18 protein-coding genes and 1 tRNA gene are annotated in these 22,797 nt (G+C 72.1%); 9 read left to right on the top strand and 10 right to left on the bottom strand.

What is annotated here, in order from left to right:
* Positions 1 to 19: 19 nt before the first annotated feature.
* From ABME02_RS00440 to ABME02_RS00415, 6 genes are all read right to left on the bottom strand, one after another.
* Complete coding sequence (locus tag ABME02_RS00440) at positions 20 to 253, bottom strand: acyl carrier protein (protein ID WP_353813293.1); 234 nt, start codon at positions 251 to 253, stop codon at positions 20 to 22.
* A 5-nt stretch (positions 254 to 258) separates the two neighbouring features.
* Complete coding sequence (locus tag ABME02_RS00435; protein ID WP_353813292.1) at positions 259 to 1,734, bottom strand: dihydrolipoamide acetyltransferase family protein; 1,476 nt, start codon at positions 1,732 to 1,734, stop codon at positions 259 to 261.
* The gene (locus ABME02_RS00430) at positions 1,727 to 2,725 is read right to left on the bottom strand and encodes an alpha-ketoacid dehydrogenase subunit beta (protein WP_353813290.1); all 999 of its coding nucleotides are present in this window, start codon (positions 2,723 to 2,725) and stop codon (positions 1,727 to 1,729) included. The genes ABME02_RS00435 and ABME02_RS00430 overlap by 8 nt, the downstream gene beginning before the upstream one ends.
* Positions 2,722 to 3,723, bottom strand: coding sequence for a pyruvate dehydrogenase (acetyl-transferring) E1 component subunit alpha (gene pdhA / locus ABME02_RS00425; RefSeq protein WP_353813289.1), 1,002 nt, complete (start codon positions 3,721 to 3,723; stop codon positions 2,722 to 2,724). The genes ABME02_RS00430 and pdhA overlap by 4 nt, the downstream gene beginning before the upstream one ends.
* A gap of 8 nt (positions 3,724 to 3,731) precedes the next feature.
* Positions 3,732 to 5,543: an acetate--CoA ligase gene (acsA, locus tag ABME02_RS00420; RefSeq protein WP_353813288.1), complete on the bottom strand. Its 1,812-nt coding sequence runs from the start codon at positions 5,541 to 5,543 to the stop codon at positions 3,732 to 3,734.
* Between the two features lie 88 nt (positions 5,544 to 5,631).
* Positions 5,632 to 7,596, bottom strand: coding sequence for an AMP-binding protein (locus ABME02_RS00415; protein ID WP_353813287.1), 1,965 nt, complete (start codon positions 7,594 to 7,596; stop codon positions 5,632 to 5,634).
* A gap of 213 nt (positions 7,597 to 7,809) precedes the next feature.
* Here ABME02_RS00415 and ABME02_RS00410 point away from each other — a divergent pair, with 213 nt between their 5' ends.
* From ABME02_RS00410 to ABME02_RS00395, 4 genes are all read left to right on the top strand, one after another.
* Positions 7,810 to 8,493 carry a GntR family transcriptional regulator gene (locus ABME02_RS00410; RefSeq protein ID WP_353813286.1) on the top strand — a complete coding sequence of 228 codons (684 nt, stop codon included), beginning with the start codon at positions 7,810 to 7,812 and terminating at the stop codon, positions 8,491 to 8,493.
* A gap of 110 nt (positions 8,494 to 8,603) precedes the next feature.
* Positions 8,604 to 10,142 (top strand): MmgE/PrpD family protein, encoded by a 1,539-nt coding sequence (locus tag ABME02_RS00405; protein WP_353813285.1) that lies wholly within the window; start codon positions 8,604 to 8,606, stop codon positions 10,140 to 10,142.
* An 8-nt stretch (positions 10,143 to 10,150) separates the two neighbouring features.
* Positions 10,151 to 11,050: a methylisocitrate lyase gene (gene prpB, locus ABME02_RS00400; RefSeq protein WP_353813284.1), complete on the top strand. Its 900-nt coding sequence runs from the start codon at positions 10,151 to 10,153 to the stop codon at positions 11,048 to 11,050.
* Positions 11,051 to 11,075: 25 nt separating this feature from the next.
* Entirely contained in the window at positions 11,076 to 12,209 is a 1,134-nt protein-coding gene (locus ABME02_RS00395; protein WP_353813283.1) for a bifunctional 2-methylcitrate synthase/citrate synthase, read from the top strand.
* A gap of 66 nt (positions 12,210 to 12,275) precedes the next feature.
* Here the strand turns inward: ABME02_RS00395 and ABME02_RS00390 are convergent, their stop codons facing one another.
* The gene (locus ABME02_RS00390; protein WP_154344670.1) at positions 12,276 to 12,509 is read right to left on the bottom strand and encodes a hypothetical protein; all 234 of its coding nucleotides are present in this window, start codon (positions 12,507 to 12,509) and stop codon (positions 12,276 to 12,278) included.
* 197 nt (positions 12,510 to 12,706) lie between these two features.
* Between ABME02_RS00390 and topA the strand changes: the two genes are divergently transcribed.
* The 5 genes from topA to ABME02_RS00365 all read left to right on the top strand — a co-directional run bounded on the left by topA (position 12,707) and on the right by ABME02_RS00365 (position 19,072).
* Entirely contained in the window at positions 12,707 to 15,499 is a 2,793-nt protein-coding gene (gene topA / locus ABME02_RS00385; protein ID WP_353813282.1) for a type I DNA topoisomerase, read from the top strand.
* A complete protein-coding gene (gene tmk / locus ABME02_RS00380; protein WP_353813281.1) occupies positions 15,496 to 16,116 on the top strand; it encodes a dTMP kinase in 621 nt (206 codons plus the stop codon). Before topA ends, tmk begins: the two co-directional genes overlap by 4 nt.
* A gap of 91 nt (positions 16,117 to 16,207) precedes the next feature.
* Positions 16,208 to 17,383, top strand: coding sequence for a DNA polymerase III subunit delta' (locus ABME02_RS00375; RefSeq protein ID WP_353813280.1), 1,176 nt, complete (start codon positions 16,208 to 16,210; stop codon positions 17,381 to 17,383).
* Entirely contained in the window at positions 17,383 to 18,909 is a 1,527-nt protein-coding gene (locus ABME02_RS00370; RefSeq protein WP_353813814.1) for an alpha/beta hydrolase, read from the top strand. The genes ABME02_RS00375 and ABME02_RS00370 overlap by 1 nt, the downstream gene beginning before the upstream one ends.
* Before the next feature lie 87 nt (positions 18,910 to 18,996).
* Positions 18,997 to 19,072: transfer RNA gene (locus ABME02_RS00365), tRNA-Thr, on the top strand.
* Between the two features lie 83 nt (positions 19,073 to 19,155).
* On the opposite strand, the gene ABME02_RS00360 is transcribed toward ABME02_RS00365, so the two are convergent.
* The 3 genes from ABME02_RS00360 to ABME02_RS00350 form a co-directional block, all read right to left on the bottom strand.
* Positions 19,156 to 20,508 (bottom strand): TolB family protein, encoded by a 1,353-nt coding sequence (locus tag ABME02_RS00360; protein ID WP_353813279.1) that lies wholly within the window; start codon positions 20,506 to 20,508, stop codon positions 19,156 to 19,158.
* Between the two features lie 324 nt (positions 20,509 to 20,832).
* Positions 20,833 to 21,507 (bottom strand): response regulator, encoded by a 675-nt coding sequence (locus ABME02_RS00355; RefSeq protein WP_353813278.1) that lies wholly within the window; start codon positions 21,505 to 21,507, stop codon positions 20,833 to 20,835.
* Positions 21,504 to 22,655, bottom strand: a complete 1,152-nt coding sequence (locus ABME02_RS00350) for a sensor histidine kinase (RefSeq protein WP_353813277.1) — start codon at positions 22,653 to 22,655, stop codon at positions 21,504 to 21,506. The genes ABME02_RS00355 and ABME02_RS00350 overlap by 4 nt, the downstream gene beginning before the upstream one ends.
* Positions 22,656 to 22,797 lie beyond the last annotated feature (142 nt).

The raw sequence follows: 22,797 nt of genomic DNA, 5'->3' as shown, positions 1-22,797 counted from the left end.
GGGCGCCGCCGCGGACGCCTCAGCCGCGGGCCGCGACGTAGTCGACGAGCGACTGCACGGTGGTGAGGTCCCGGTAGTCGTCCTCGGGCGTCGAGACGCCCGTCGAGCCGGCGAGCACCTCGAGCAGCCGGAGGAAGTCGAGCGAGTCGAGCTCCAGGTCCTGCCGCAGTCGGGCGTTCGAGTCGAGGTCGTCGGCCTCGACGTCCGGGGCGATCTCGTGGAGGGCGGCGAGCACGGCCGCCCGGGCATCCATCCGGTTCACAGGTCCTCCGGCTTCTGGAGCAGTTCGTCGATGCGGGCGAGGAATCGCCCGCCCTGGAGCCCGTCGCTCACGCGATGGTCCGCCGAGAGGGTCGCCGTGACGACGGGGCGAACACCGAGCAGCCCGCCCTCGGCCCACGGCCGCTCGACGACACGACCGAAGCCGACCAGGGCGACCTGCGGCGCGTAGATCACGCCGAAGACCGACTCGACGCCGAGCTCGCCGAGGTTCGTGACCGTGATCGTCGGATCGGTCATCTCCGCACGCCGCAGGCGCCCGGCCCGCGCGCGTGCGACGAGATCGCGCAGTGCGGCCATCACCTCGTCGGGGTGGAGGCGGTCCGCGTCGTGGATCGCAGGCGCAACGAGTCCGCCGCCGCGCAGCGCGACGGCGACGCCGAGGTGCACCTCAGGGCTCTGCCGGAACTCGCCCTCGACGAGGAATCCGTTCATCTCGGGCACGTCGCGCGCGGCGCGCGCGCTCGCGGCCAGGAGCAGTGCCGCGGGGACCAGCCGTTCGGCGAGCGGGCGGCCCGCGTTCGCCTCGCGCATCCAGTCGAGGGCCCGACCCAGGTCGATCGTCGTGCTGAGGTAGTAGTGCGGGATCTCGCGCTTCGAACGCGCCATGAGCGAACCGATCGCCCGGCGGAGGCTCGCCGTGCGCTCGGCCGCTGAGGTCGCGCCCGCGTCGGCGCGCGCCGCACTCGCTCGGTCGGTCCCCGAGCCGCCGGGGCGACGGCGACCACGCTCCGCCTGCGACGGCGCCCCCGCCGACGGCGCGCCCGCCGACGGCGTCTCCGCCGATGCAGACGCGGGCGGCAGCGAGGCATCCGCCGCGCCGCGAGTCCCCGCCTCGCGGTGCAGGTCGGCCTCGGTGACCGCGCCGCCCGGGCCGCTGCCGACCACGGCACCGAGGTCGATGCCGAGCTCGGCGGCGAGTCGGCGGGCGCGCGGCGACGAGCGCACGCGCGACGCCCGACCGGGAGCGGTCGCCGCAACCGGCTCGACCGGCGGCGGCTCCGGCCCGGCGTCCCGTGCGATCGCGGCGGCCGCAGCCTCGACATCCGCCCGGGTCACGGAGCCGTGCCGCCCGGTCCCGTGCAGCCCCTCGACCTCGACGCCGAGCTGGTGGGCGAGATGCCGGATCGGCGGTGCGATCGCCGGAGTCCCGACGGTGCCGTCCGTCGGCTCGGCGCCGTCCTCGCCCGACGCGGCCGGTTCGACAGGGACGTCCGCCGGCGTGCCCGTCATCCTCGCGATCGGCGTGCCGACGGGGACCGTCTCGCCGAGGTCGACGAGGTACTCGGCGATGACGCCATCCTCGAACGACTCGATCTCCATGACGGTCTTCTCGGTGTCGACCTCTGCGACGAGATCCCCGCGGTGCACGTAGTCGCCGGGCTTCACGAGCCACTCGACGACCTTGCCGTGCTCCATGTCGGCGCCGAGCGACGGCATCCGCAGCTCAGGCACGTCCGGCCACCGCCTCGTCCGCACCGACCGCCGCCCGCGCGGCCGCCACCACGCGCGCCACCGACGGGAGCGCGGCCTCCTCGAGATGCCTGGCGTACGGCACCGGCACCTCCTCGCTGCACACCCGCGCAACGGGTGCGTCGAGGTCGTAGAAGGCCGACTCCGTGATCCGTGCGCTGATCTCGGCCGAGAGGCTGCCGCTCCTCCATCCCTCGTCGACGACGACGGCGCGGTGGGTCTTCGCCACCGTGGCGAGGATCGCCTCGTCGTCGAGCGGCCGGAGCGTGCGCAGGTCGAGCACGTCCGCCTCGATGCCGTCGTCGGCGAGGGCGTCGGCCGCCGCGAGCACCATCGGGAGCGTCCCGCCGTACGTGATGATCGAGACGTCGGCGCCGTCTCGGCGCAGCGCGGCGCGGTCGATGTCGACCGGCCCCGCGTCATCCGCCAACTCGCCCGCGACGTTGTACAGCGAGCCGTGCTCGAAGACCAGCACCGGGTCCGGGTCCTCGAGCGCGGTCCACAGCATGCCTCGGGCATCCTCGAGCGTCGCCGGGGCGACGATGCGCAGGCCGGGCACGTGCGCGAGCCAGCCCTCGAGGCTGTGCGAGTGCTGCGCGGCGAGCTGGCGTCCGCCGCCCGTCGTCATCCGGATGACGAGCGGCACGTTGAACTGCCCGCCAGACATGTGCAGCAGCGTCGCGGCGTTGTTCACGATCTGGTCGAGCGCGAGCAGGCTGAAGTTGACGGTCATGACCTCGACGATGGGCCGCATGCCGCCGAGCGCCGCGCCGATGCCGGCGCCGACGAACCCGGCCTCCGAGAGGGGCGTGTCGCGCACGCGCTGCGGGCCGAACTCCTCGAGCAGGCCGAGGCTCACGGCGAAGCCGCCGCCGTACCGGCCCACGTCCTCACCCATCAGGAAGACGCGTTCGTCGCGCTCCATCGCGTCGCGCATCGCCGCGCGCATCGCCTCGCGATACGTGGTCCTCATGGCGCGCTCGGCTCGCTGTGGACGAAGCGTGCGAGGTCGGCGACCGGCTCGAGCGAGCCCGCCTCGGCGAACTCGACCGCCGCGTCGACCTCGGCGTCGACCTCGCGTCCGATCGAGGCCCAGGCGTCGGCGTCGAGGTGGCCGGATGCCTCGAGCTCGTCCTTCAGCGACTCGATCGGGTCGCGCTCCATCCAGTGCTCGACCTCCGCCTTCTCGCGGTACCGCTCGGGGTCGAACATCGAGTGGGCGCGGAAGCGGTAGGTCCGGAACTCGATGAAGTGCGGCCCGCCTCCCGACCGCACCGCATCGACGGCCCGGCGGGCCGACTCCTCGACGGCGAGCACGTCCATGCCGTCCACGGCCCACGAGGCGACCTCGTACGACGCGGCCTTGAGCGCGAGGTCGGTCTGCGATTCCGACCGCTCGAGCGCGGTTCCCATCGCGTAGAGGTTGTTCTCGCAGCAGAAGAGCACCGGCAGGTCCCAGAGGGCCGCGAGGTTGAGGCTCTCGTGGAACTCGCCCTCCGCCATCGCGCCCTCGCCGAAGAAGCAGGCGGTGACCCGGTCGCGGCCCTGCATCCTGTCGGCGAGCGCGAGCCCGACCGCGAGCGGCAGGCCGCCCGCGACGATGGCGTTGCCGCCGTAGAACCGCGTCTCGGCGTCGAAGAGGTGCATCGATCCGCCGCGGCCCCGGCAGCACCCTTCGGCGTGCCCGAACATCTCGGCCATGATCGCGGTCGCCGGCACGCCCCGCAGCAGCGCGTGGCCGTGCTCGCGGTACGTGGCGACGACCGCGTCGTCGGGCCGCAGCGCCGACATCACGCCGGCCGCGACCGCCTCCTCGCCGATGTACACGTGCAGGAACCCGCGGATCTTCGAGGCCGAGTAGAGCTCGACGCACCGTTCCTCGAGCCGGCGCACGCGCAGCATCTGCCGCAGCAGGTCCAGAGCCCGATCGGGGCGGGCGGTGATCAGGGCGGAGCGCTCCTCCGCGGTCATCGGCGGGTTCATCGTCCGGCCTCCAGCGTCGACGTGTCGCCCTCGGGCAGGCCGAGCTCGCGGGCCTTGAGCAGCCGGCGCAGGATCTTGCCGCTGCGCGTCTTCGGCAGCGCGGGCGCGAAGTCGAGCAGTCGAGGGGCGACGGCCGGCCCGAGCCGCTTGCGGGCGAAGCCGATGAGCTCGAGGCGCAGGGCGTCGGATGCCTCGTGGCCGGGCTTCAGCTCGACGAACGCCTTCACGACCTCGCCGGCCACCGGGTCGGGCACGCCGATCGCGGCGACCTCGGCGACGGCCTCGTGCTCCATGAGGCAGCTCTCGACCTCGAACGGGCCGATGAGGTGGCCCGACGACTTGATCACGTCGTCCCCGCGACCGACGAACCAGAAGTACCCGTCCGCGTCGCGGCGCGCGAGGTCGCCCGTGAGGTACCAGCCGCCGGAGAAGCACTTCCGGTAGCGCTCCTCCTCATGGAGGTAGCCGCGGAACATCGACGGCCAGCCGGGTCGCAGTGCGAGCTCGCCGGTGGCGTCCGGCTCGCAGGGCACGGCCTCGCCGTCGCGCACGACGACCGCCCCCGACTCGTCGCGGGCGAGCACGGCCGCCTCGATGCCGGGCAGCGGCCGGCCCATCGAACCGGGTCGGATGTCCATCGCCGGGTAGTTCGAGATCATGATGCCGCCGGTCTCGGTCTGCCACCAGTTGTCGTGCACCGGCAGGCCGAATGCCTCCTGCCCCCACACGACGACCTCGGGGTTCAGCGGCTCGCCGACGCTCGCGACGAATCGCAGCGCCGACAGGTCGTACCCGGCGATGCGCTCGGTGCCCGCCTTCATGAGCATGCGCAGCGCGGTCGGCGCCGTGTACCAGACGGTGACGTGCTGCTCGGCGAGGATGCGGTACCAGCGGTCGGCGTCCATCTCCTCCTCGTCGACGATCGCGGTCACGCCGTGCACGAGCGGCGCGATGATGCCGTACGAGGTGCCGGTCACCCAGCCGGGGTCGGCGGTGCACCAGTACACGTCGTCGGGGTGGAGGTCGAGCGCGAACCGACCCGTCGCGTAGTGGGCGACGACGGCCTCGTGCACGTGGACGGCGCCCTTCGGGCGGCCGGTCGTGCCGCTCGTGAAGTGGAGCAGCGCCATGTCCTCCGGACCGGTCGACGCGGTGGGGCCGTCGTCGGCCGCCTCGGCGAGCAGCCGGGCGAGGTCGAGCGTGCCGGGCTCGGGCGCGGCATCCGTCGCACCGCCGTCGTCGACGAGCAGGACGTGCCGGAGCTCGGGCAGTTCGTCGCGGATGGGCGCCACCTTCCGGCGGTAGAGCGCCCGAGTGGTCACGAGCACGCGTCCCGAGCCGATCTCCATGCGCTGCCTGACCGGCTCGGGTCCGAACGCCGAGAACAGCGGGCAGAAGACCGCGCCGTGCTTGAGGGTGCCGAGCACGGCGGCGTAGAGCTCGGGGCGCCGGCCGAGCAGCGAGTACACGCGCTCGCCGCGTTCGACGCCGAGTCCTCGGAGCACGCTCGCGAACCGGCCGGCCTCGTGCGCGAGCTGCGCATACGTCAGCGCGCGGACCGAGCCGTCCGCCCGGATGAAGCGGAGCGCCTCGCGTTCGGCGAGCGGTCCGGCGGCGTGCCGGTCGACGGCCTCATGGGCGATGTTGATCCCGCCGCCCGGCAGGCCGGACAGCGCGCGCCGCGCGTCCGTCCAGTCGAAGCTCGCCCGGGACTCGTCGTAGTCGACGAGGTTCGGGCGCACGGCCGCCTCCGCGGCGTCCTTCCGGATCACGGGCCAGTGGATCGATGACGGCGTCGTCGCCTCCATGCCCCGAGCCTAGGCAGGGCGGATGCCGCGGGGGCGGGGTCCTTCGTCCCGCGGCCTCCGTCCGCCGAGCGGCCCCTCCGCGGGCCGGTCAGCGCCCGAGCGCGGCCTCGAGCGCGGTGAGCACGGCGGGGTCCTCGATGGTCGCGGGGACCTTGTACGGCTCGCCGTCGGCGATCTGCCGCATGGTCTTCCGCAGGATCTTGCCGGAGCGCGTCTTCGGGAGGCGGTCGAGCACGGTGACGTCGCGGAAGGCCGCGACCGGGCCGACCGTCTCGCGCACGAGCGCGACGACCTCGCGGACGAGGACGTCGTGCTCGATGACGGTGCCGTGCTTGAGCGTGACGAAGCCCGCCGCGCGCTGGCCCTTGAGCTCGTCCCTGATGCCGATGACGGCGACCTCGGCGATCGCGGGGTGGCCGTTGATCGCCTCCTCGAGCCCGCCCGTCGAGAGGCGGTGGCCGGCGACGTTGATGACGTCGTCGGTGCGGCCCATGACGTAGACGTACCCGTCGTCGTCGAGGTACCCGGAATCGCCCGTGGCGTAGTGCCCTGGGAACGCGGTGAGGTAGGAGGCGACGTACTTCTCGTCGCCGCCCCACAGGGTCGGCAGGCTCCCGGGCGGCAGGGGCAGCTCGAGCACGATGTTGCCCTCGACGCCGGTCGGGACGGGGCGGCCCTTCCCGTCGACGATGCCCACGCGGTAGCCGGGCACGGGGACGGTGGGGGAGCCGGGCTTCACGGGCAGCGGTTCGATGCCGCGCGGATTGGCGGCGATCGCCCAGCCGGTCTCGGTCTGCCACCAGTGGTCGACCACCGGGCAGTGCAGCGCCTCGTCGATCCAGTGGTACGTCTCGGTGTCGAGTCGTTCGCCCGCCAGGAAGAGGGCCTGGAGGCTCGAGGTGTCGTAGCCGGCGAGGTGCTCGAGCGACGGGTCCTCGCGACGGATGGCGCGCACGGCGGTGGGTGCCGAGAACAGCACCTTGACGCGGTACTCCTCGACCATCCGCCAGAACGCGCCCGCGTCGGGCGTGCCGATCGGCTTGCCCTCGTACAGCACGGTCGTCGCGCCTGCGAGGAGCGGGCCGTAGACGATGTAGCTGTGACCGACGACCCAGCCCACGTCGGACGCGGTCCACATCACGTCGCCCGGGTGCACGTCGTAGATATTCCTCATCGACCAGGCCAGCGCGACGGCATAGCCGCCGTTGTCGCGCACGACGCCCTTGGGCGTGCCCGTGGTGCCCGACGTGTAGAGGATGTAGAGCGGATCCGTCGCGGCGAGCTCGACGGGCGCGACCGGCTCGGCGTGGGCGAGCTCGTCCTCCCAGTCGAGCCAGCGGACGCCCACGCGTCCGTCGAACGCCGCGGCATCGCCGGGCACCGCCTCGCGGTTGCGAACGATCACGGCCTCGACGCTCAGCTCGTCCTCCGAGACCACGGTGATCGAGCTCGTCGGCGTGCCCGCGACGGATCGGTCGCCGACGATCATCGCGAGCGCCTTCTCGACGATCGGGAGGTACTCGACGACCCGGCCGGGCTCCAGGCCGCCGGAGGAGGTGACGATGAGCTTCGGCGCCGCGTCCTGGATGCGCACGGCCAGCTCGTTCGCGGCGAACCCGCCGAAGATCACCGAGTGCACCGCGCCGATCCGGGCGCACGCGAGCATCGCGATGACGGCTTCGGGCGTCATGGGGAGGTAGATCGCGACGCGATCGCCCTGCTCGATGCCGTTGCGCCCGAGCACACCCGCGAACAGCTCGACCTCGTGGAGCAGTTCCGAGTAGGTGAAGCTGCGCTTCGAACCCGTCATCGCGGAGTCGTACGCGAGTGCGACCTGGTCGCCTCGCCCGGCCGCGACCCAGCGGTCCAGCGCGTTGGCGCTGACGTTCAGCGTGCCGTCCGGGAACCAGCGGTAGAGCGGGGCGGCGCCGGCGTCGAGCGCACGGGCGGGAGCGCGCATCCAGTCGACGAGGTCGGCCGCGTCCAACCAGAACCCCTCGGGGTCCTCCATGCTGCGGCGGTACTCGTCGGCGTAGCTCGTCGTCGTGCTCATCGCGTTCCTCCCTCGAGGTCGGCACCGGTGCGGGCCCTCGGGACGTGCGGTCGTGCCCGTGCCGGCTCTGGTACGGACTTGCGCCCAATGTATACACGAAACGCCGAATCGTCGAGACTCGCTCGGGAACTTCGCAGGAATATCGCCGCGCATTGCGGCTGAAGTGGGATCCGTGTATACATGAGTCGTCGCCGACGAAGACGGGAGGAACGCATGCGAGCTGGTGAGCGGGCATACGGCACCCTCCGCGGCGAGATCCTCGACGGCGTGCTGGGCCCGGGCACGGTGCTCCAGGAGGTCGAGCAGTCGGTCCGCCTCGGCGTCAGCCGCACGCCGGTGCGCGAGGCGCTGCGCCGGCTCGCCGCCGACGGCCTCGTCGAGCCGACCGCACGCGGCACCATCGTCACCGCGATCTCGCGTTCGGACATCGTCGCGCTCTACGAGCTCCGCGAGGCGCTCGAGGCCCGCGCTGCCGGCCTCGCGGCGAGACGGCGAGCGGATGCCCCGTTCCTCGCGATCCGCGACCGGCTCCACGACGCGCCCCGACTCCTCGCCGAGGGCGAGGCCGGACTCACGCGCTACTTCGAGATCGTCGACGACCTCGACCGGGCCATCGAGGAGGCGGCCGCGAACCCGTTCCTCGGTGGAGCGCTCCGAAGCGTCCAGCTCCACTCCGCGCGCATGCGCCGTCTCTCCCGGCACAACCCCGACCGACTCCGGGCGGCCGCCGGCGAGCACGAGCTCATCGTCGACGCGATCCTCGCGGGCGACGCCGAACTCGCGTCGCACGCGACCCACGTCCACCTCCACCGGAGCCTCACCAACGCGCTCGCGAGCGCCCCCGTCGACGAGGTCGCCCCGCCGGCCGACGTCGGCGACGGTCCGCGAGTCGCGTGAGCGAGGCATCCGCTCGCCCCCACGACCACCCGGTCGACGCGGCCCGGCCCGCGCCGGGCCAGGCGACCACTCGAACGACCGAAGCGAACACCGAACCGAAAGGCCGAACCGTGCAGCTCCACCACGTGCGCGTCCACCGCAGCGAGGAGAACCTCGCCCGCCCCGACCAGCTCGCCTGGAAGATCGCCGAGGTCGCCGCCGACCCCGTCGAGGTGACCGACGAGGTCGCCGAGATGGTCGTCAACCGCGTCATCGACAACGCCTCGGTCGCCGCGGCGTCGCTCACGCGCGCGCCGATCGTCGCGGCCCGCTCGCAGGCGACCGCGCACCCGGTGTCGGTCGGCGGCGACGGTGCGACCGTGTTCGGACTCGAGCCGGCACGCCGCACGAGCCCCGAGTGGGCGGCGTGGGCGAACGGGGTCGCGGTCCGCGAACTCGACTTCCACGACACCTTCCTCGCGGCCGAGTACTCGCACCCGGGCGACAACATCCCCGCGATCGTCGCCGTCGCGCAGCACCTCGCATCGCAGCGCGGCCTCACGGGCCGCGAGGTCGTGCGCGGCATCGCGACGGGCTACGAGATCCAGGTCGACCTCGTTAAGGCCATCTCGCTGCACAAGCACAAGATCGACCACGTCGCCCACCTCGGCCCGTCGGCCGCCGCGGGCATCGGCACGCTGCTCGGCCTCGACCCCGAGACGATCTTCCAGGCCGTCGGCCAGGCGCTGCACACCACCACCGCGACCCGCCAGTCCCGCAAGGGCGAGATCTCGACGTGGAAAGCGCACGCGCCCGCCTTCGCCGGGAAGATGGCCGTCGAGGCCGTGGACCGCGCGATGCGCGGGCAGACGAGCCCGGTGCCGATCTACGAGGGCGAGGACGGCGTCATCGCGTGGCTCCTCGACGGGCCCGACGCCTCGTACGAGGTGCCGCTGCCCGTGGCCGGCGAGGCGAAGCGCGCCATCCTCGACACCTACACGAAGGAGCACTCGGCCGAGTACCAGGCGCAGGCGTGGATCGACCTCGCCCGCAAGCTCCACCGCGAGCACCCCGAGCTCGTCGGCGACCCGTCGCGCATCGCGAGCGTCGTCATCCACACGTCGCACCACACGCACTACGTGATCGGCTCCGGTGCGAACGACCCGCAGAAGTACGACCCGACCGCCTCGCGCGAGACGCTCGACCACTCGATCCCGTACATCTTCACGGTCGCCCTGCAGGACGGCACGTGGCACCACGTCGACTCGTACGCCCCGGAGCGCGCCGGCCGACCCGACACCGTCGAGCTGTGGCGCAAGGTCACCACGGTCGAGGACCCGGAGTGGACGCGTCGCTACCACTCGCTCGACATCGCCGAGAAGGCCTTCGGCGGCCGCGTCGTCATCACGCTCGACGGCGGCGAGACCATCGTCGACGAGATCGCGGTGGCCGACGCGCACCCGCTCGGCGCCCGGCCGTTCGGCCGGGAGCAGTACGTCGAGAAGTTCCGCACGCTCGCCGATGGCGTGCTCGAGGCGGCCGAGATCGAGCGCTTCCTCGACGTCGCCCAGCGGCTCCCGCAGCTCGGCCCCGACGAGCTCGGCCAACTCACGATCGTCGCCGCACCCGGCGTGCTCGCCCAGTTCGAGACGCCCCGCGGCATCTTCTAGGAGGACCCATGCTGTACGCCCAGACCACCCCGGCCGACAAGCGAGCCGGCTTCCGCGAGCGTCTCGCGAGCGGCGAGCTGCTCCGCTTCCCCGGTGCGTTCAACCCGCTCTCCGCCCGACTCATCGAGCGCAAGGGCTTCGACGGCGTCTACATCTCGGGCGCCGTGCTCTCCGCCGACCTCGGCCTGCCCGACATCGGCCTGACGACCCTCACCGAGGTCGCCGGCCGCGCGAAGCAGATCGCGCGGACGACGGAACTGCCCGCGATCGTCGACGCCGACACCGGCTTCGGCGAGCCCATGAACGTCGCCCGCACCGTCCAGGAGATGGAGGACGCGGGTCTCGCCGGCCTCCACATCGAGGACCAGGTCAACCCGAAGCGGTGCGGCCACCTCGACGGCAAGCAGGTCGTCGACGAGCACACGGCGCTGCAGCGCATCCGCGCCGCGGTCGACGCCCGTCGCGACCCGAACTTCCTGATCATGGCGCGCACCGACATCGCGGCGGTCGACGGCCTCGACGCGGCGATCGACCGCGCGAAGGCGCTCGTCGACGCGGGCGCCGACGCGATCTTCCCCGAGGCGATGCGCTCGCTCGAGGAGTTCGCGGCCATGCGCGCCGCGGTCGACGTGCCGCTCCTGGCCAACATGACCGAGTTCGGCAAGAGCGAGCTCTTCACCGTGCAGCAGCTCGCCGACGTCGGCATGAACCTCGTCATCTGGCCCGTCTCGCTCCTGCGCCTCGCGATGGGCGCGGCCGAGCGCGGCCTCGACGAGCTGACGGATGCCGGCGCCCTCACCGGCCTCCTCCCGCAGATGCAGCACCGGGCCGAGCTCTACGAGCTCATCGACTACGAGGGCTACAACCACTTCGACACGTCCATCTTCAACTTCACGGTCGCGCGCTGAGGCGCGGTCCGGAGAGGAGCACGACATGACCGACACGATGACCGCTCCGGCGCCCGTACCCGAGATCCGCAAGGGCCTCGCGGGCGTCGTGGTCGACACGACCGCGATCTCGAAGGTGAACCCCGAGACGAACTCGCTGCTCTACCGCGGGTACCCGGTGCAGCAGCTCGCCGCGACGAAGCGCTTCGAGGAGGTCGCGTACCTGCTCTGGCACGGCGAGCTGCCGGATGCCGCGGAGCTCGCGGAGTTCCGGGCCGCCGAGCGCGCCGGGCGGGCGCTGCAGCCGAACGTGAAGGCCGCGATCGACCTGCTTCCGACGACCGCGCACCCGATGGACGTCGTCCGCACGGCCGTCAGCGTCATCGGCGCCTCGGACCCGACGACCGATGACGCCAGCCGCGAGGCGAACCTCGCCAAGTCGATGGCGCTGTTCTCGGCGCTGCCCGCGATCGTCGCGTACGACCAGCGTCGGCGGCGCGGCCAGGACCTCGTTCCGCCGCGCGACGACCTCGGCTACTCCGCGAACTTCCTGCACATGTCGTTCGGCGAGGTCCCGGACCAGGTCGTCGTCGACGCGTTCGACGTGTCGATGATCCTGTACGCGGAGCACTCCTTCAACGCGTCGACCTTCACGGCCCGCGTCATCACCTCGACATTGTCCGACCTGTACTCGGCGGTGACCGGCGCGATCGGCGCGCTCAAGGGCCCGCTGCACGGCGGGGCGAACGAGGCGGTCATGCGCATCTTCGACGAGATCGGGGACGCGGGCAACGTCGTGCCGTGGCTCGACGCCGCGCTCGCCGAGAAGCGCAAGATCATGGGATTCGGCCACCGCGTGTACAAGAACGGCGACTCGCGCGTGCCGACGATGAAGGCCTCGCTCGACACCCTCATCGCGCACTACGAGCGGCCCGACCTCGCCGAACTGTACGACACGCTGTCGGGCGAGTTCGTCGAGCGCAAGGGCATCCACCCGAACCTCGACTATCCGTCGGGCCCCGCCTACCACCTGATGGGGTACGACACCGAGACGTTCACGCCGCTGTTCGTCGCGTCGCGGGTCACGGGCTGGACCGCGCACATCATCGAGCAGGCCGCGTCGAACGCGCTCATCCGCCCGCTCTCGCACTACGACGGCGTCGACGAGCGGCACGTGTAGCCGCGACGGCACGTGGAGCCGAGGCGTGGCGCACCGACGTGGTGCGTCACGCCTCGGTCATCCGCCTCAGTCGAAGACGGTCTCGATGAAGCGGTACTCGACCGCCGACGGCCGGTCGTCGCCCGGTGCGTCGAACTCGAGCCCCGCGCCGCGGGAGTAGACGTAGTGCTTGCCGCCGTCGCCGGGGAAGCTGATCCTCGGCTGCGGATCGCCGGTGTCGAGGAAGCCGGTCGAGACCGTCTTCCCCTCGAGTGGTCCGTCGATCAGCTTGGCGGTGTAGGTGCCGGATGACGTGTCCATGCGGCCATTCTCCACTCGTCCTGCACGGCCGCAAGGGACTTTCCTCCCCGCGTCGCACCGCGCCATGAGGGGTGTCCTCACGGTCGATATGTGTATGGTGTGCCATGTCGGCGTCACCAGCCGGCCGATGGCACACCGCTCGGGGGCGCGGCGATGATGTGCGTCCCCCGTTACCGTCCATGAGCAAGAGGAGTCCGGTGTCTGGCGCGAAGAAACTCGTGATCGTGGAGTCGCCGACCAAGATGAAGTCGATCGCCCAATACCTCGGCGACGGCTATGAGGTGCTCTCCTCGGTCGGGCACATCCGCGACCTCGTCGAGCCCAAGAACCTGCCGCCCGAGCTGAAGAAGGGCTCGCTCGGCAAGTTCTCCGTCGACGTCGAGAACGGGTTCGAGCCGTACTACGTCGTCTCCGACGCGAAGAAGAAGACGGTCGCCGAACTCAAGCGCGCACTGAAGGGCGCCGACGAACTCCTGCTCGCCACCGATGAGGACCGCGAGGGCGAAGCCATCGCGTGGCACCTGCTGCAGGAGCTCAAGCCCAAGGTGCCCGTGCGGCGCATGGTGTTCCACGAGATCACGAAGGACGCGATCCTCAAGGCCAAGGACCAGACCCGCGAGCTCGACACCGCCCTCGTCGACGCGCAGGAGACCCGTCGCATCCTCGACCGGCTCTACGGCTACGAGGTCTCGCCGGTGCTCTGGCGCAAGGTCGGGCCCGGCCTGTCGGCCGGCCGCGTGCAGTCGGCCGCGACGCGACTGGTGGTCGACCGGGAGCGCGAGCGCCTCGCCTTCGTCGCCGCCTCCTACTGGGACCTGATCGGCCGCTTCACCAAGGAGTCCTCGTCGTTCGAGGCCAGGCTCGTGCGGGTCGGCGGCGACCGCATCGCCACCGGTCGCGACTTCGACGACTCGGGCCGGCTCACCGGCAAGGCCGTCGTGCTCGACGAGGCGACCGCGCAGTCGCTGACCGCGGCGCTCCGCGACGACACCGTGGCCCGGCGCGTGAGCCGCGTCGAGTCGAAGCCGTACTCGCGCCGCCCGGCCGCGCCGTTCACGACCTCGACGCTGCAGCAGGAATCGGCGCGCAAGCTCCGGCTGTCGGCGCGCGACACCATGCGCGTCGCGCAGTCGCTGTACGAGAACGGGTACATCACCTATATGCGCACCGACTCGGTGTCGCTCTCGCAGCAGGCGATCCAGGCCGCGCGCACCCAGGCCGTGAAGCTGTACGGCGCCGACAGCGTGCCCGAGAAGCCCCGCGCCTACGCCGGCAAGTCGAAGAACGCGCAGGAGGCGCACGAGGCGATCCGCCCGTCGGGCGAGGTCTTCCGCACGCCCGCCGAGCTGCAGAGCGTGCTCCGCGGCAGCGAGTTCAAGCTGTACGACCTCATCTGGAAGCGCACGGTCGCCTCGCAGATGGCCGATGCCAAGGGGCAGACCGCGACCGTCACCATCGAGGTCGGTCCGACGGCGACGGATGCTCCGGCGCCCGAGTCGCCGACGGCCGCGGTCGCCGGCACGACCGCCGAGTTCACCGCGAGCGGCACCGTGATCACCTTCCGCGGCTTCCTCGCCGCGTACGAGGAGAGCCGCGACGAGGAGCGCAACGCCGAGGAGGCGCCGGGTGAGGCGAAGCTGCCGCAGCTCGCCGAGGGCGAGGCCGTCGGGCTCGCCGAGCTCGAGGCCAAGGGCCACGAGACCAGCCCGCCGCCGCGCTACACCGAGGCGAGCCTCGTCAAGCGACTCGAGGAGCTCGGCATCGGCCGCCCGTCGACCTTCGCGTCGATCATCTCCACGATCCTCGACCGCGGGTACGTCACGCAGCGCGGCCAGGCGCTCGTGCCGAGTTGGGTCGCGTTCTCCGTCGTGCGACTCCTGGAGGAGCACTTCGGCGACCTCGTCGAGTACGACTTCACTGCCGAGATGGAGGACGACCTCGACCGCATCGCCTCGGGCGAGGCCGACCGCGTCGACTGGCTGAACGAGTTCTACTTCGGCAGCGACCGCCACACGGGCCTCCGCCAGGTCGTCGACAACCTCGGCGACATCGACGCGCGCGAGATCAACTCGATCGTGATCGGCCCCGGCGTGACGCTCCGGATCGGACGGTACGGCCCGTACCTCGAGACCGTCGACCCCGAGGCGGCCGCCGACGCGCCGCCGCGCCGCGTCAACCTCCCGGAGGGCCTCGCACCCGACGAGCTCACCGCCGAGAAGGCGCAGGAGCTCATCGACGCGCCCGTGCAGACCGACCGCGTCCTCGGCGTCAACCCCGACAACGGCAAGCAGGTCGTCGTGAAGGACGGCCGGTTCGGTCCGTACGTGACCGAGCTCGAGCCCGAGCCGGAGGCGTCCGTCGACCCGGCCACGGGCGAGGTCGTCGAGGCGAAGCCGGCGAAGCCGGCGAAGCGCGGCACCAAGAAGGCCGCCGCGCCGAAGCCGCGCACCGCGTCGCTGTTCAAGAGCATGCAGATCGAGGAGGTCGACCTCGCGACGGCCCTCCAACTGCTCGACCTGCCCCGCGTCGTCGGGCTCGACCCCGAGTCGGGCGACGAGATCACGGCCCAGAACGGGCGCTACGGCCCGTACCTGAAGAAGGGCACCGACACCCGGACCCTGCCGAGCGAGGACGCGATCTTCGACATCGACCTCGCGGGCGCGCAGGAGCTCTTCGCGCAGCCGAAGTACGGTGCGCGTCGCGCGTCGAGCGCGCTCAAGGAGTTCGCGGAGGACCCGGTGAGCGGCAAGCCCATCAAGGTCAAGGACGGCCGCTTCGGGCCGTACGTGACCGACGGCACGACGAACGCCACGATCCCGCGCGCCGAGTCGGTCGAGGACATCACGTTCGAGCGTGCGGTCGAACTGCTCCAGATCAAGCGGGACAAGGGCCCGGCGCCCGCGCGCGGCACGCGCACGACCGCCGCGAAGTCGGGCGCGAAGGCGCCGGCGAAGCGCACGACCACGCGTACGGCGAAGAAGTCCTCGTGAGCCGGGGGCTGTTCCTCACCCTCGAGGGCGGCGACGGATCGGGCAAGACCACCCAGGCGGAGCTGCTCGAGCAGTGGTTCACGGCCGCGGGCCGCACGGTGGTGCGCACGCGCGAGCCCGGCGGCACCGAGGTCGGCGTCGAGGTGCGCGAGATCGTGCTGCACCACCGCGGCGACATCGCGCCGCGCGCCGAGGCACTGCTCTACGCGGCCGACCGCGCCCACCACGTGGCGACGGTCGTGCGACCGGCCCTCGCGCGCGGCGAGGTCGTCGTGCAGGACCGATACATCGACTCGTCGGTCGCCTACCAGGGCGCCGGGCGCGTGCTCAACGCCGACGAGGTCCGCTCGATCTCCGAGTGGGCGACCGAGGGGCTCGTGCCCGACCTCACGATCCTCCTCGACCTCCCCTCCGACGTCGCCCGACGCCGCCTCGACGGCGCCCGGACGCGCTACGACCGGCTGGAGGCCGAGGCGGCGGAGTTCCACGGTCGGGTCCGGGAGGCCTACCTCGCGCTCGCCGATGCCGAGCCCGACCGCTTCCTCGTCGTCGACGCGACGCTGCCGATCGACGACATCCACGCCAGAATCCGGGCGCGGGTCGAGACACTCGCGTGAGCGTGCCGTTCGCCCGCCCCGGGGCGTCCGCTCGGCACATGGTCAGGGGCCTCACAGCGCCGCTGTCCGCGGCCGAAGGTAGCGTGGAATCGTGACCGTGTGGAGCGACCTGACGGGTCAGGATGCCGCGATCGCGGTGCTGCGCTCCGCCGCGGAGGCGGCGGCCGACGGGCGCGCCTCCGCAGACATGACCCACTCGTGGCTGATCACCGGCCCGCCCGGTTCGGGGCGGTCGAACCTCGCCTACGCGTTCGCCGAGGCGCTGCTCTCGGGCCGACCCGACGGCGAAGAGGCTACGCGGGCGCAGGTGAGCGCGCGCAGCCACCCCGACCTGCACGTCCTCGCGACCGAGGGCGTGATCATCAAGGTCGCCGACGTGCGCAAGATCGTGGAGCGGTCGCACTACGCGCCATCCGTCGGCCACCACCGCGTCATCGTCGTCGAGGACGCCGACCGCATGACCGAGCAGACGTCGAACGTGCTCTTGAAGGAGCTGGAGGAACCCCCAGCGCGCACCGTCTGGATCCTCTGCGCCCCGAGCGAGGCCGACCTGATCCCCACCATCCGCTCCCGGGTGCGGTCGGTCCGCCTCCAGGTCCCCGACATCGCGGCCGTGGCCGACCTCCTCGTCCGCCGCGACGGCGTCGACGCCGCCCTCGCCGAGCGCGCGGCGCGCGAAGCGCAGAGCCACATCGGCATGGCGCACCGACTCGCGACGAGCGTCGAGGCCCGTGACCGCCGCGACGAGACCCTCCGACTCGCGCTCCAGGTGCGATCGACGCCGAGTGCGGTGCTGACCGCGGCGCGGCTGCTCGAGATCGCCGGCGACGACGCGAAGGCGATCACCGAACTCCGCGACGCCGAGGAGCGCGAGCACACGCTCCGCTCGCTCGGCGTCGCACCCGGCCAGGCGGTGCCCGCCGCGCTCCGGTCGCAGCTCCGCGCGCTCGAGGAGGATCAGAAGCGACGTGCGACGCGCAGCCTCCGCGACGGGATCGACCGGATCCTCGTCGACCTCGCATCGCTGTACCGCGACATCCTCGTCACCCAGCTCGGCGCCGAGGTCGAGCTCGTGAACGTCGAGATCGCCGCCGACATCGCCCGCGCCGCGGCATCCGCCACTCCGTCGCAGTCGCTCGCGACGCTCGACGCCATCCAGGAGGCCCGCATCCGAATCGACGCCAACGTCCAGCCCGCGCTCGCCCTCGAGGCGATGCTCGTCTCGGCGATCCGCCGGCCGGAACCGGTCCGCGGAGTCCGCTCGTGATGGGTCGGCGGCGGCTCACCGCGGCGGCATCCGTCGTGGTCGCCTCGGTGCTGCTGCTCGCAGGCTGCACCGTGCCCTCCTTCTTCGGCGGCGGCGCCGAGCGGTCCGAGCCGACCGGCGAGACCGTCGCGCCCGAGCTCGAGCCGTTCTACGCGCAGGTGCTCGAGTGGGATCGATGCGACGACAAGCTGTGCGCGACGGCCACCGCCCCGCTCGACTGGAGCGACCCGGGGGCGGGCGAGATCGAGCTCGCCCTCGTCCGCCGACCGGCGAGCGGGGAGAAGGTCGGGTCGCTGCTCGTGAATCCCGGCGGGCCGGGCGGCTCCGGGTACGACTTCATCGCCGATTCCGTCGACTACGCGGCGGGGCCGCGGCTGCAGGAGCGGTTCGACGTGGTGGGGTTCGATCCGCGCGGCGTCGGCCGATCGAGCGCGGTGACCTGCTTGGACGCGGCGCGGATGGACGAGTTCCTCTACGGCATCGCGCCGGCCGAGCGCGGCAGCGACGAGTGGATCGCCGACGTCACCGAGGCGAACCGCGAGTTCGGCCAAGCATGCGCCGACGAGACCGGCGAACTGCTCGCCAACGTCGACACCGAGAGCGCCGCGCGCGACCTCGACCTCCTGCGCGCGATCCTCGGCGACGAGCGCTTGAACTACCTGGGGTACTCCTACGGGACGTACCTCGGCGCGACCTACGCCGGGCTCTACCCCGAGAAGGTCGGGCGCCTCGTGCTCGACGGCGCGATCGACCCGACGGCGAGCAACCAGGAGGTCAACGTCGCGCAGTCGGTGGGCTTCGAGGACGCCCTCAAGGCCTACCTCGCGGACTGCCTCGCGGGCGATGCGTGCCCCTTCTCGGGGTCGGTCGACTCCGCTGCGGCCGAGGTGTCGCGACTCCTCGCCTCGGTCGAGGCGAGTCCGCTGCGCGCGACCGACGGGCGGATGCTGGGGGCCGACGCACTCGTCACGGCGATCATCTACCCGCTGTACAGCGCGGAGAGCTGGCCGTACCTCAGCGACATGTTCGAGTCCGTGATGTTCGGCGAGGCCGGAACTGCGCTCGCCTTCGCCGACCTCTACAACGGCCGCGACCAGGACGGCACCTACCGCGACAACTCGACCGAGGCGTTCCGGGCGGTGAACTGCCTCGACTACACGTACGACGACGACCCCGCGAGCATGCGCGCCGATGCGACCGAGCTCGCCGAGGCCGCGCCGATCATCGGCCCGTACTTCGGCTACGGCGACATCGGGTGTGCGCAGTGGCCGGTCGTGAGCGAGGCGGACCGCAGTGCGATCACGGCCGCAGGGGCGGCCCCGATCATGGTCATCGGCACCACCGGCGACCCCGCGACGCCGTACCAGTGGGCCGAGGCGCTCGCCGAGCAACTCGACTCCGGGTTCCTCGTCAGCTACGACGGAGAGGGCCACACGGCATACCGGAAGTCGAACGCGTGCATCGACGACACCGTCGAGGACTTCCTCGTCGACGGCATCGTCCCCTCCGCCGATCCCCGGTGCTGACGCGGCCCGCCGAGTGGTCATGAGCGCTCCGAAAACCCGCTAACATGGTCTCTCGTGCCGTTCGGTGCGATTCGCAACGGATGCCACGCCGCCTTAGCTCAGTCGGCAGAGCGATTCACTCGTAATGAATAGGTCGAGGGTTCGATTCCCTCAGGCGGCTCCACTCGGAAGGCCCCCTCCACACGGAGGGGGCCTTCGGCGTCTCGAACCGCCGACCCGGGATTCGCGCCGGGACGCGTCCGTCGGTCACTCGGTGGCCGGGAGACGTTGCCACGATGCGGTGGGGCCCCACGGCACCCCGTCTCCGGTGGCCCGGACCGCCAGGTCGGTCCGGCTGGTGCCGTCCGAGGCGATGGTGAACCAGGATCGGTCGTCGTGGGCGACCAGGAGACGGCCGTCCGGTGACCAGGAGTCCGCAGTGGCGTTCTCGGCGATCCGGAGGGCGCCTGCACCGTCGATGTCGGCGACCCAGATGTCGGTCAGGATCCCGTCGTCCCCCTCGAGCCCGTAGTCGGTGTGGTACGCGAGGTGCCGACCGTCGGGTGAGACCAATGGACCCGCCCCGTCGGCGATGACCGTGTGCCGGATCCGGTCCGGAACCGTGACCGCGTCGATCGTGGCGGGCCGCCACTGCTCGCCGGACCCGGGCCCGAAGATCCGCCCCTCGTTGAGGAAGACCGTCGAGGAGTCCGCCGCCCAGCCGATGTCGTTCGCCCACCACAGGGTGTCGGAGAGCACGATCCATCCGTCTCGCTCCGGCGGATCGGCGAGGGCCGACTCATCCAGGGCGCCGGTCGGCACCGCCACGACCGAGTGGCCGTTCACGCCACGCTCTTCGGCGACTGCGAGCCAGCGTCCGTCGGGCGACCAGCCGAGGACGGAGAGCCCCGGCGCGATCTCGACGGTGCGTGCGGTCTCCACGTCCACGAGCACCGATCCGACGGCCGCGGTGCCGCCGCAGCCCCCGATCCCGCAGAAGCTCCGGTTGACGATGATCGACTTGCCGTCCGGCGCCCATGCGATCGAGGAGGGCACCATGGAACGGTCGAAGCCATCCTGCGCGCGCGGATACGCATGCCCGATGCCCGACGAGAGGACCGGCACGCCAGTCGCGCCGTCCGCGATGACCAGCTCGCAGACGTCCACGCACGCCGCTGCCTGCGCGAACCCGAGGGACCCGATCGAGGCGTCTGCCTGCTCGTCGTCGGGCGGGTCCGACCGGATGTACGCGAGCATGGTGCCGTCCGGCGACCACGCCGGCGCGTACTCGTCGAACTCCGGCGTCGAGGTCAGCTGCCGCGGAACCGTGCTTCCGGACTCGAGGAGGTAGATGTCGCTCGGCGCGTCTGCCGTCGACGTTGCCACGGTTGCGAGGGTACCGTTCTCCCCCGTCGTCGCCGGCGCCGCGGCCGATCGGCCGCCCAGGCTGATGGATCGCTCGGGAACTCCGTCGGGGAGCTCGGTCGGGCTGAGGGCTCCGAGCGCGAGCGCGACCACGCCGACCGACAGGGCGATCGCGGCCGACGCGATCAGGACTCGACGGCGGCCGGTGCGCCGCCACGCCTCCTCGATCAGCGCTCGCACCCTGCTGGTTCGCACGGAGCGGGACGCTTCCGGACGGAACTCCGCCTCGTGTTCGATCGGCGGTGGGTCGTCGACGTCGGTCCGCGGTGTGGCGTCCGGCTTGCGGGGCGGGGCGGAGATCGACATGTTCGCCTCCTGACGTAATGGCGCTATTGTAATTAGCACCATCGTACGCCTCGCGAGCGATCGAGGGAACCTTCGAAGGCAGACGGCCTCAACCCGCACAGGTCGTCGAGGCGGCTTCGCGTCCGGCGACGACGGTGAACCGGACGATGATGGAGGTTCGCGCGCCTTCGGACGGTGGTCGCGGCCGATCGGGGTGGTCCGGGACCCGGCCCGTCAGTCCGTCCGCTCGCCGGGCCGGACGAGGCCGGACTCGTAGGCGAGGATCGCGATCTGCACGCGGTCGTGGGCGCCGAGCCTGGTGAGCAGGCGCGACACGTACGTCTTCACCGTCGACTCGCTCAGGAAGAGCGTGGCGCCGATCTCGGCGTTCGACCGGCCGCGCGCGACGAGCCGGACGATCTCGACGTCCCGCTCGGTGAGTTCGACGCCGGGCGGCAGGGCGGAATCGGGGGAGGGGGACGAGGCGAAGCGCTCGAGCATGCGTGCCGTCACCGCCGGTGCGAGCATCGCCTCGCCGCGGGACACGACCCCGACCGCGTGCACGAGGTCGGCGGGCGGCACGTCCTTGAGCAGGAACCCGGATGCCCCGGCCCGGACCGCGGCGAAGACGATCTCGTCGAGGTCGAAGGTCGTCAGCGCGAGCACGCGACGGGAGGGGTCCGCCTCGAGGATGAGCCGTGTCGCCTCGATGCCGTCCATGACCGGCATGCGGATGTCCATGAGCACGACGTCGGGGGCGAGTTGGGCGGCCGCCGCCACGCCGGCGGCTCCGTCGCCCGCCTCGCCGACGACGTCGAGCCCTGCGCGCTCGAGGATGAGCCGGAACCCGACGCGGACGAGTTCCTGGTCGTCGACGAGCAGGACCCGGGTCGCGGTCGATGCGGTCACGATCCCGCCCCGGTCGGGAGCGACGCGTGGACGCGCCAACCGCTCGGACCCGGACCGGCGTCGAGCGTGCCGCCGTACAGCGTGACGCGCTCGCGCATGCCGAGCAGCCCGTGTCCGGCCGGATGCGCGTCGCCCGCGGCATCGCCGTCGTCCGTCACGGTGATGTCGACTCGGTCGGCCGAGCGATCGATGGCGACGGACGCCGACGCGGCACGCGCGTGACGGCGCACGTTGGTCAGCGACTCCTGCACGACCCGGTAGACGGCGAGCTGTCGACCCGCCGACAGGTCGCTCGTATCGTCGGCCCGGAAGTCCACGACGAGCCCAGTACCGCGTGCCTGCTCGATCAGCTCGGGAATGCGGGCGATGCCGGGCTGCGGCGACAGCGATTCCGGGTCGTCGTCGCGCAGCAGCTCGACGACCCGGCGCACCTCGGCCAGTGCCTCGGTGCCCGTCGTCCGGATCGCCTCCAGGGCCTGCCGGGCGGCACCCGGGTCGACGTCGACGACCTCTGCTGCCGCACCGGCCTGGACGACCATGACGCTCACCGAGTGCCCGAGGATGTCGTGCAGCTCTCGGGCGATCCGGGCACGTTCCTCCGCGACCGCGCGGAGGGCGGCCTCGCGGGCCTCGGTCTCCGCGACCGCGGCCCGCGTCGCGGCATCCGCCGCCCGGCGTTCGGAGACGCGCATGCCGATGCCGATGAGGAAGATCGTGAGGAGCACGCCCCAGTGGAAGAACACCTCGCTCGGACCTTGGAGTTCGGGAACGAAGACGTCGGCCAGGATCACGGCCGCGAACACCGAACCGCAGATGGCCGCCGAGGCCCGGACGCCGCCGTGCCGCGCGCCCGTGTAGAGGGCGAGTGCGAGGGGGAGGAATCCCCCGAAGAACAGCACCTGGGCGTCGCCGCCGGTCGCGACGAAGCACAGGACCCACGTCAGCGGGACCGCGACGAGGACGAGCGGGGCGACTCGGCGCAGCGCGAGCAGGACCGCGCAGGCGAGGATCGCCGCCGTGCTCAGCACCGGGGAGCCCGTGCCCTGCACGGACTCGAACGGCACCCAGACCTCGGCGAGGCCCAGCGCTGCGATGAGCGCGGCGACGGCGATGTCCTGGGCGAGATGCCAGCGCGTGCGGCGGTCCACGACCGCAGGCTAGCGGTCCGCACGCCGCCGGGGGAATCACCGTCGGGTGATCGGCGAATCGACTTCCGGTGATCGGCGACGGCACCCACGACGGATGCCCCCGACGTCGCGCCGCTCGTACCGTCGAGCCGTCGCCGCGGAA

Origin of the sequence: Agromyces zhanjiangensis, from assembly GCF_040496055.1 — a bacterium.
Lineage (GTDB): Bacteria > Actinomycetota > Actinomycetes > Actinomycetales > Microbacteriaceae > Agromyces > Agromyces zhanjiangensis.
This window is presented reverse-complemented; position numbering and strand designations above follow the sequence as displayed.

Excerpts from the sequence above, each read along its gene's own strand:
- acsA (WP_353813288.1), bottom strand. The coding sequence starts at position 5,543 with ATGGAGGCGACGACGCCGTCATCGATCCACTGGCCCGTGATCCGGAAG.
- ABME02_RS00370 (WP_353813814.1), top strand. The coding sequence starts at position 17,383 with ATGGGTCGGCGGCGGCTCACCGCGGCGGCATCCGTCGTGGTCGCCTCG.
- ABME02_RS00390 (WP_154344670.1), bottom strand. The coding sequence starts at position 12,509 with ATGGACACGTCATCCGGCACCTACACCGCCAAGCTGATCGACGGACCA.
- ABME02_RS00440 (WP_353813293.1), bottom strand. The coding sequence starts at position 253 with ATGGATGCCCGGGCGGCCGTGCTCGCCGCCCTCCACGAGATCGCCCCG.
- ABME02_RS00410 (WP_353813286.1), top strand. The coding sequence starts at position 7,810 with ATGCGAGCTGGTGAGCGGGCATACGGCACCCTCCGCGGCGAGATCCTC.
- ABME02_RS00430 (WP_353813290.1), bottom strand. The coding sequence starts at position 2,725 with ATGAGGACCACGTATCGCGAGGCGATGCGCGCGGCGATGCGCGACGCG.
- ABME02_RS00395 (WP_353813283.1), top strand. The coding sequence starts at position 11,076 with ATGACCGACACGATGACCGCTCCGGCGCCCGTACCCGAGATCCGCAAG.
- prpB (WP_353813284.1), top strand. The coding sequence starts at position 10,151 with ATGCTGTACGCCCAGACCACCCCGGCCGACAAGCGAGCCGGCTTCCGC.
- pdhA (WP_353813289.1), bottom strand. The coding sequence starts at position 3,723 with ATGACCGCGGAGGAGCGCTCCGCCCTGATCACCGCCCGCCCCGATCGG.
- ABME02_RS00415 (WP_353813287.1), bottom strand. The coding sequence starts at position 7,596 with ATGAGCACGACGACGAGCTACGCCGACGAGTACCGCCGCAGCATGGAG.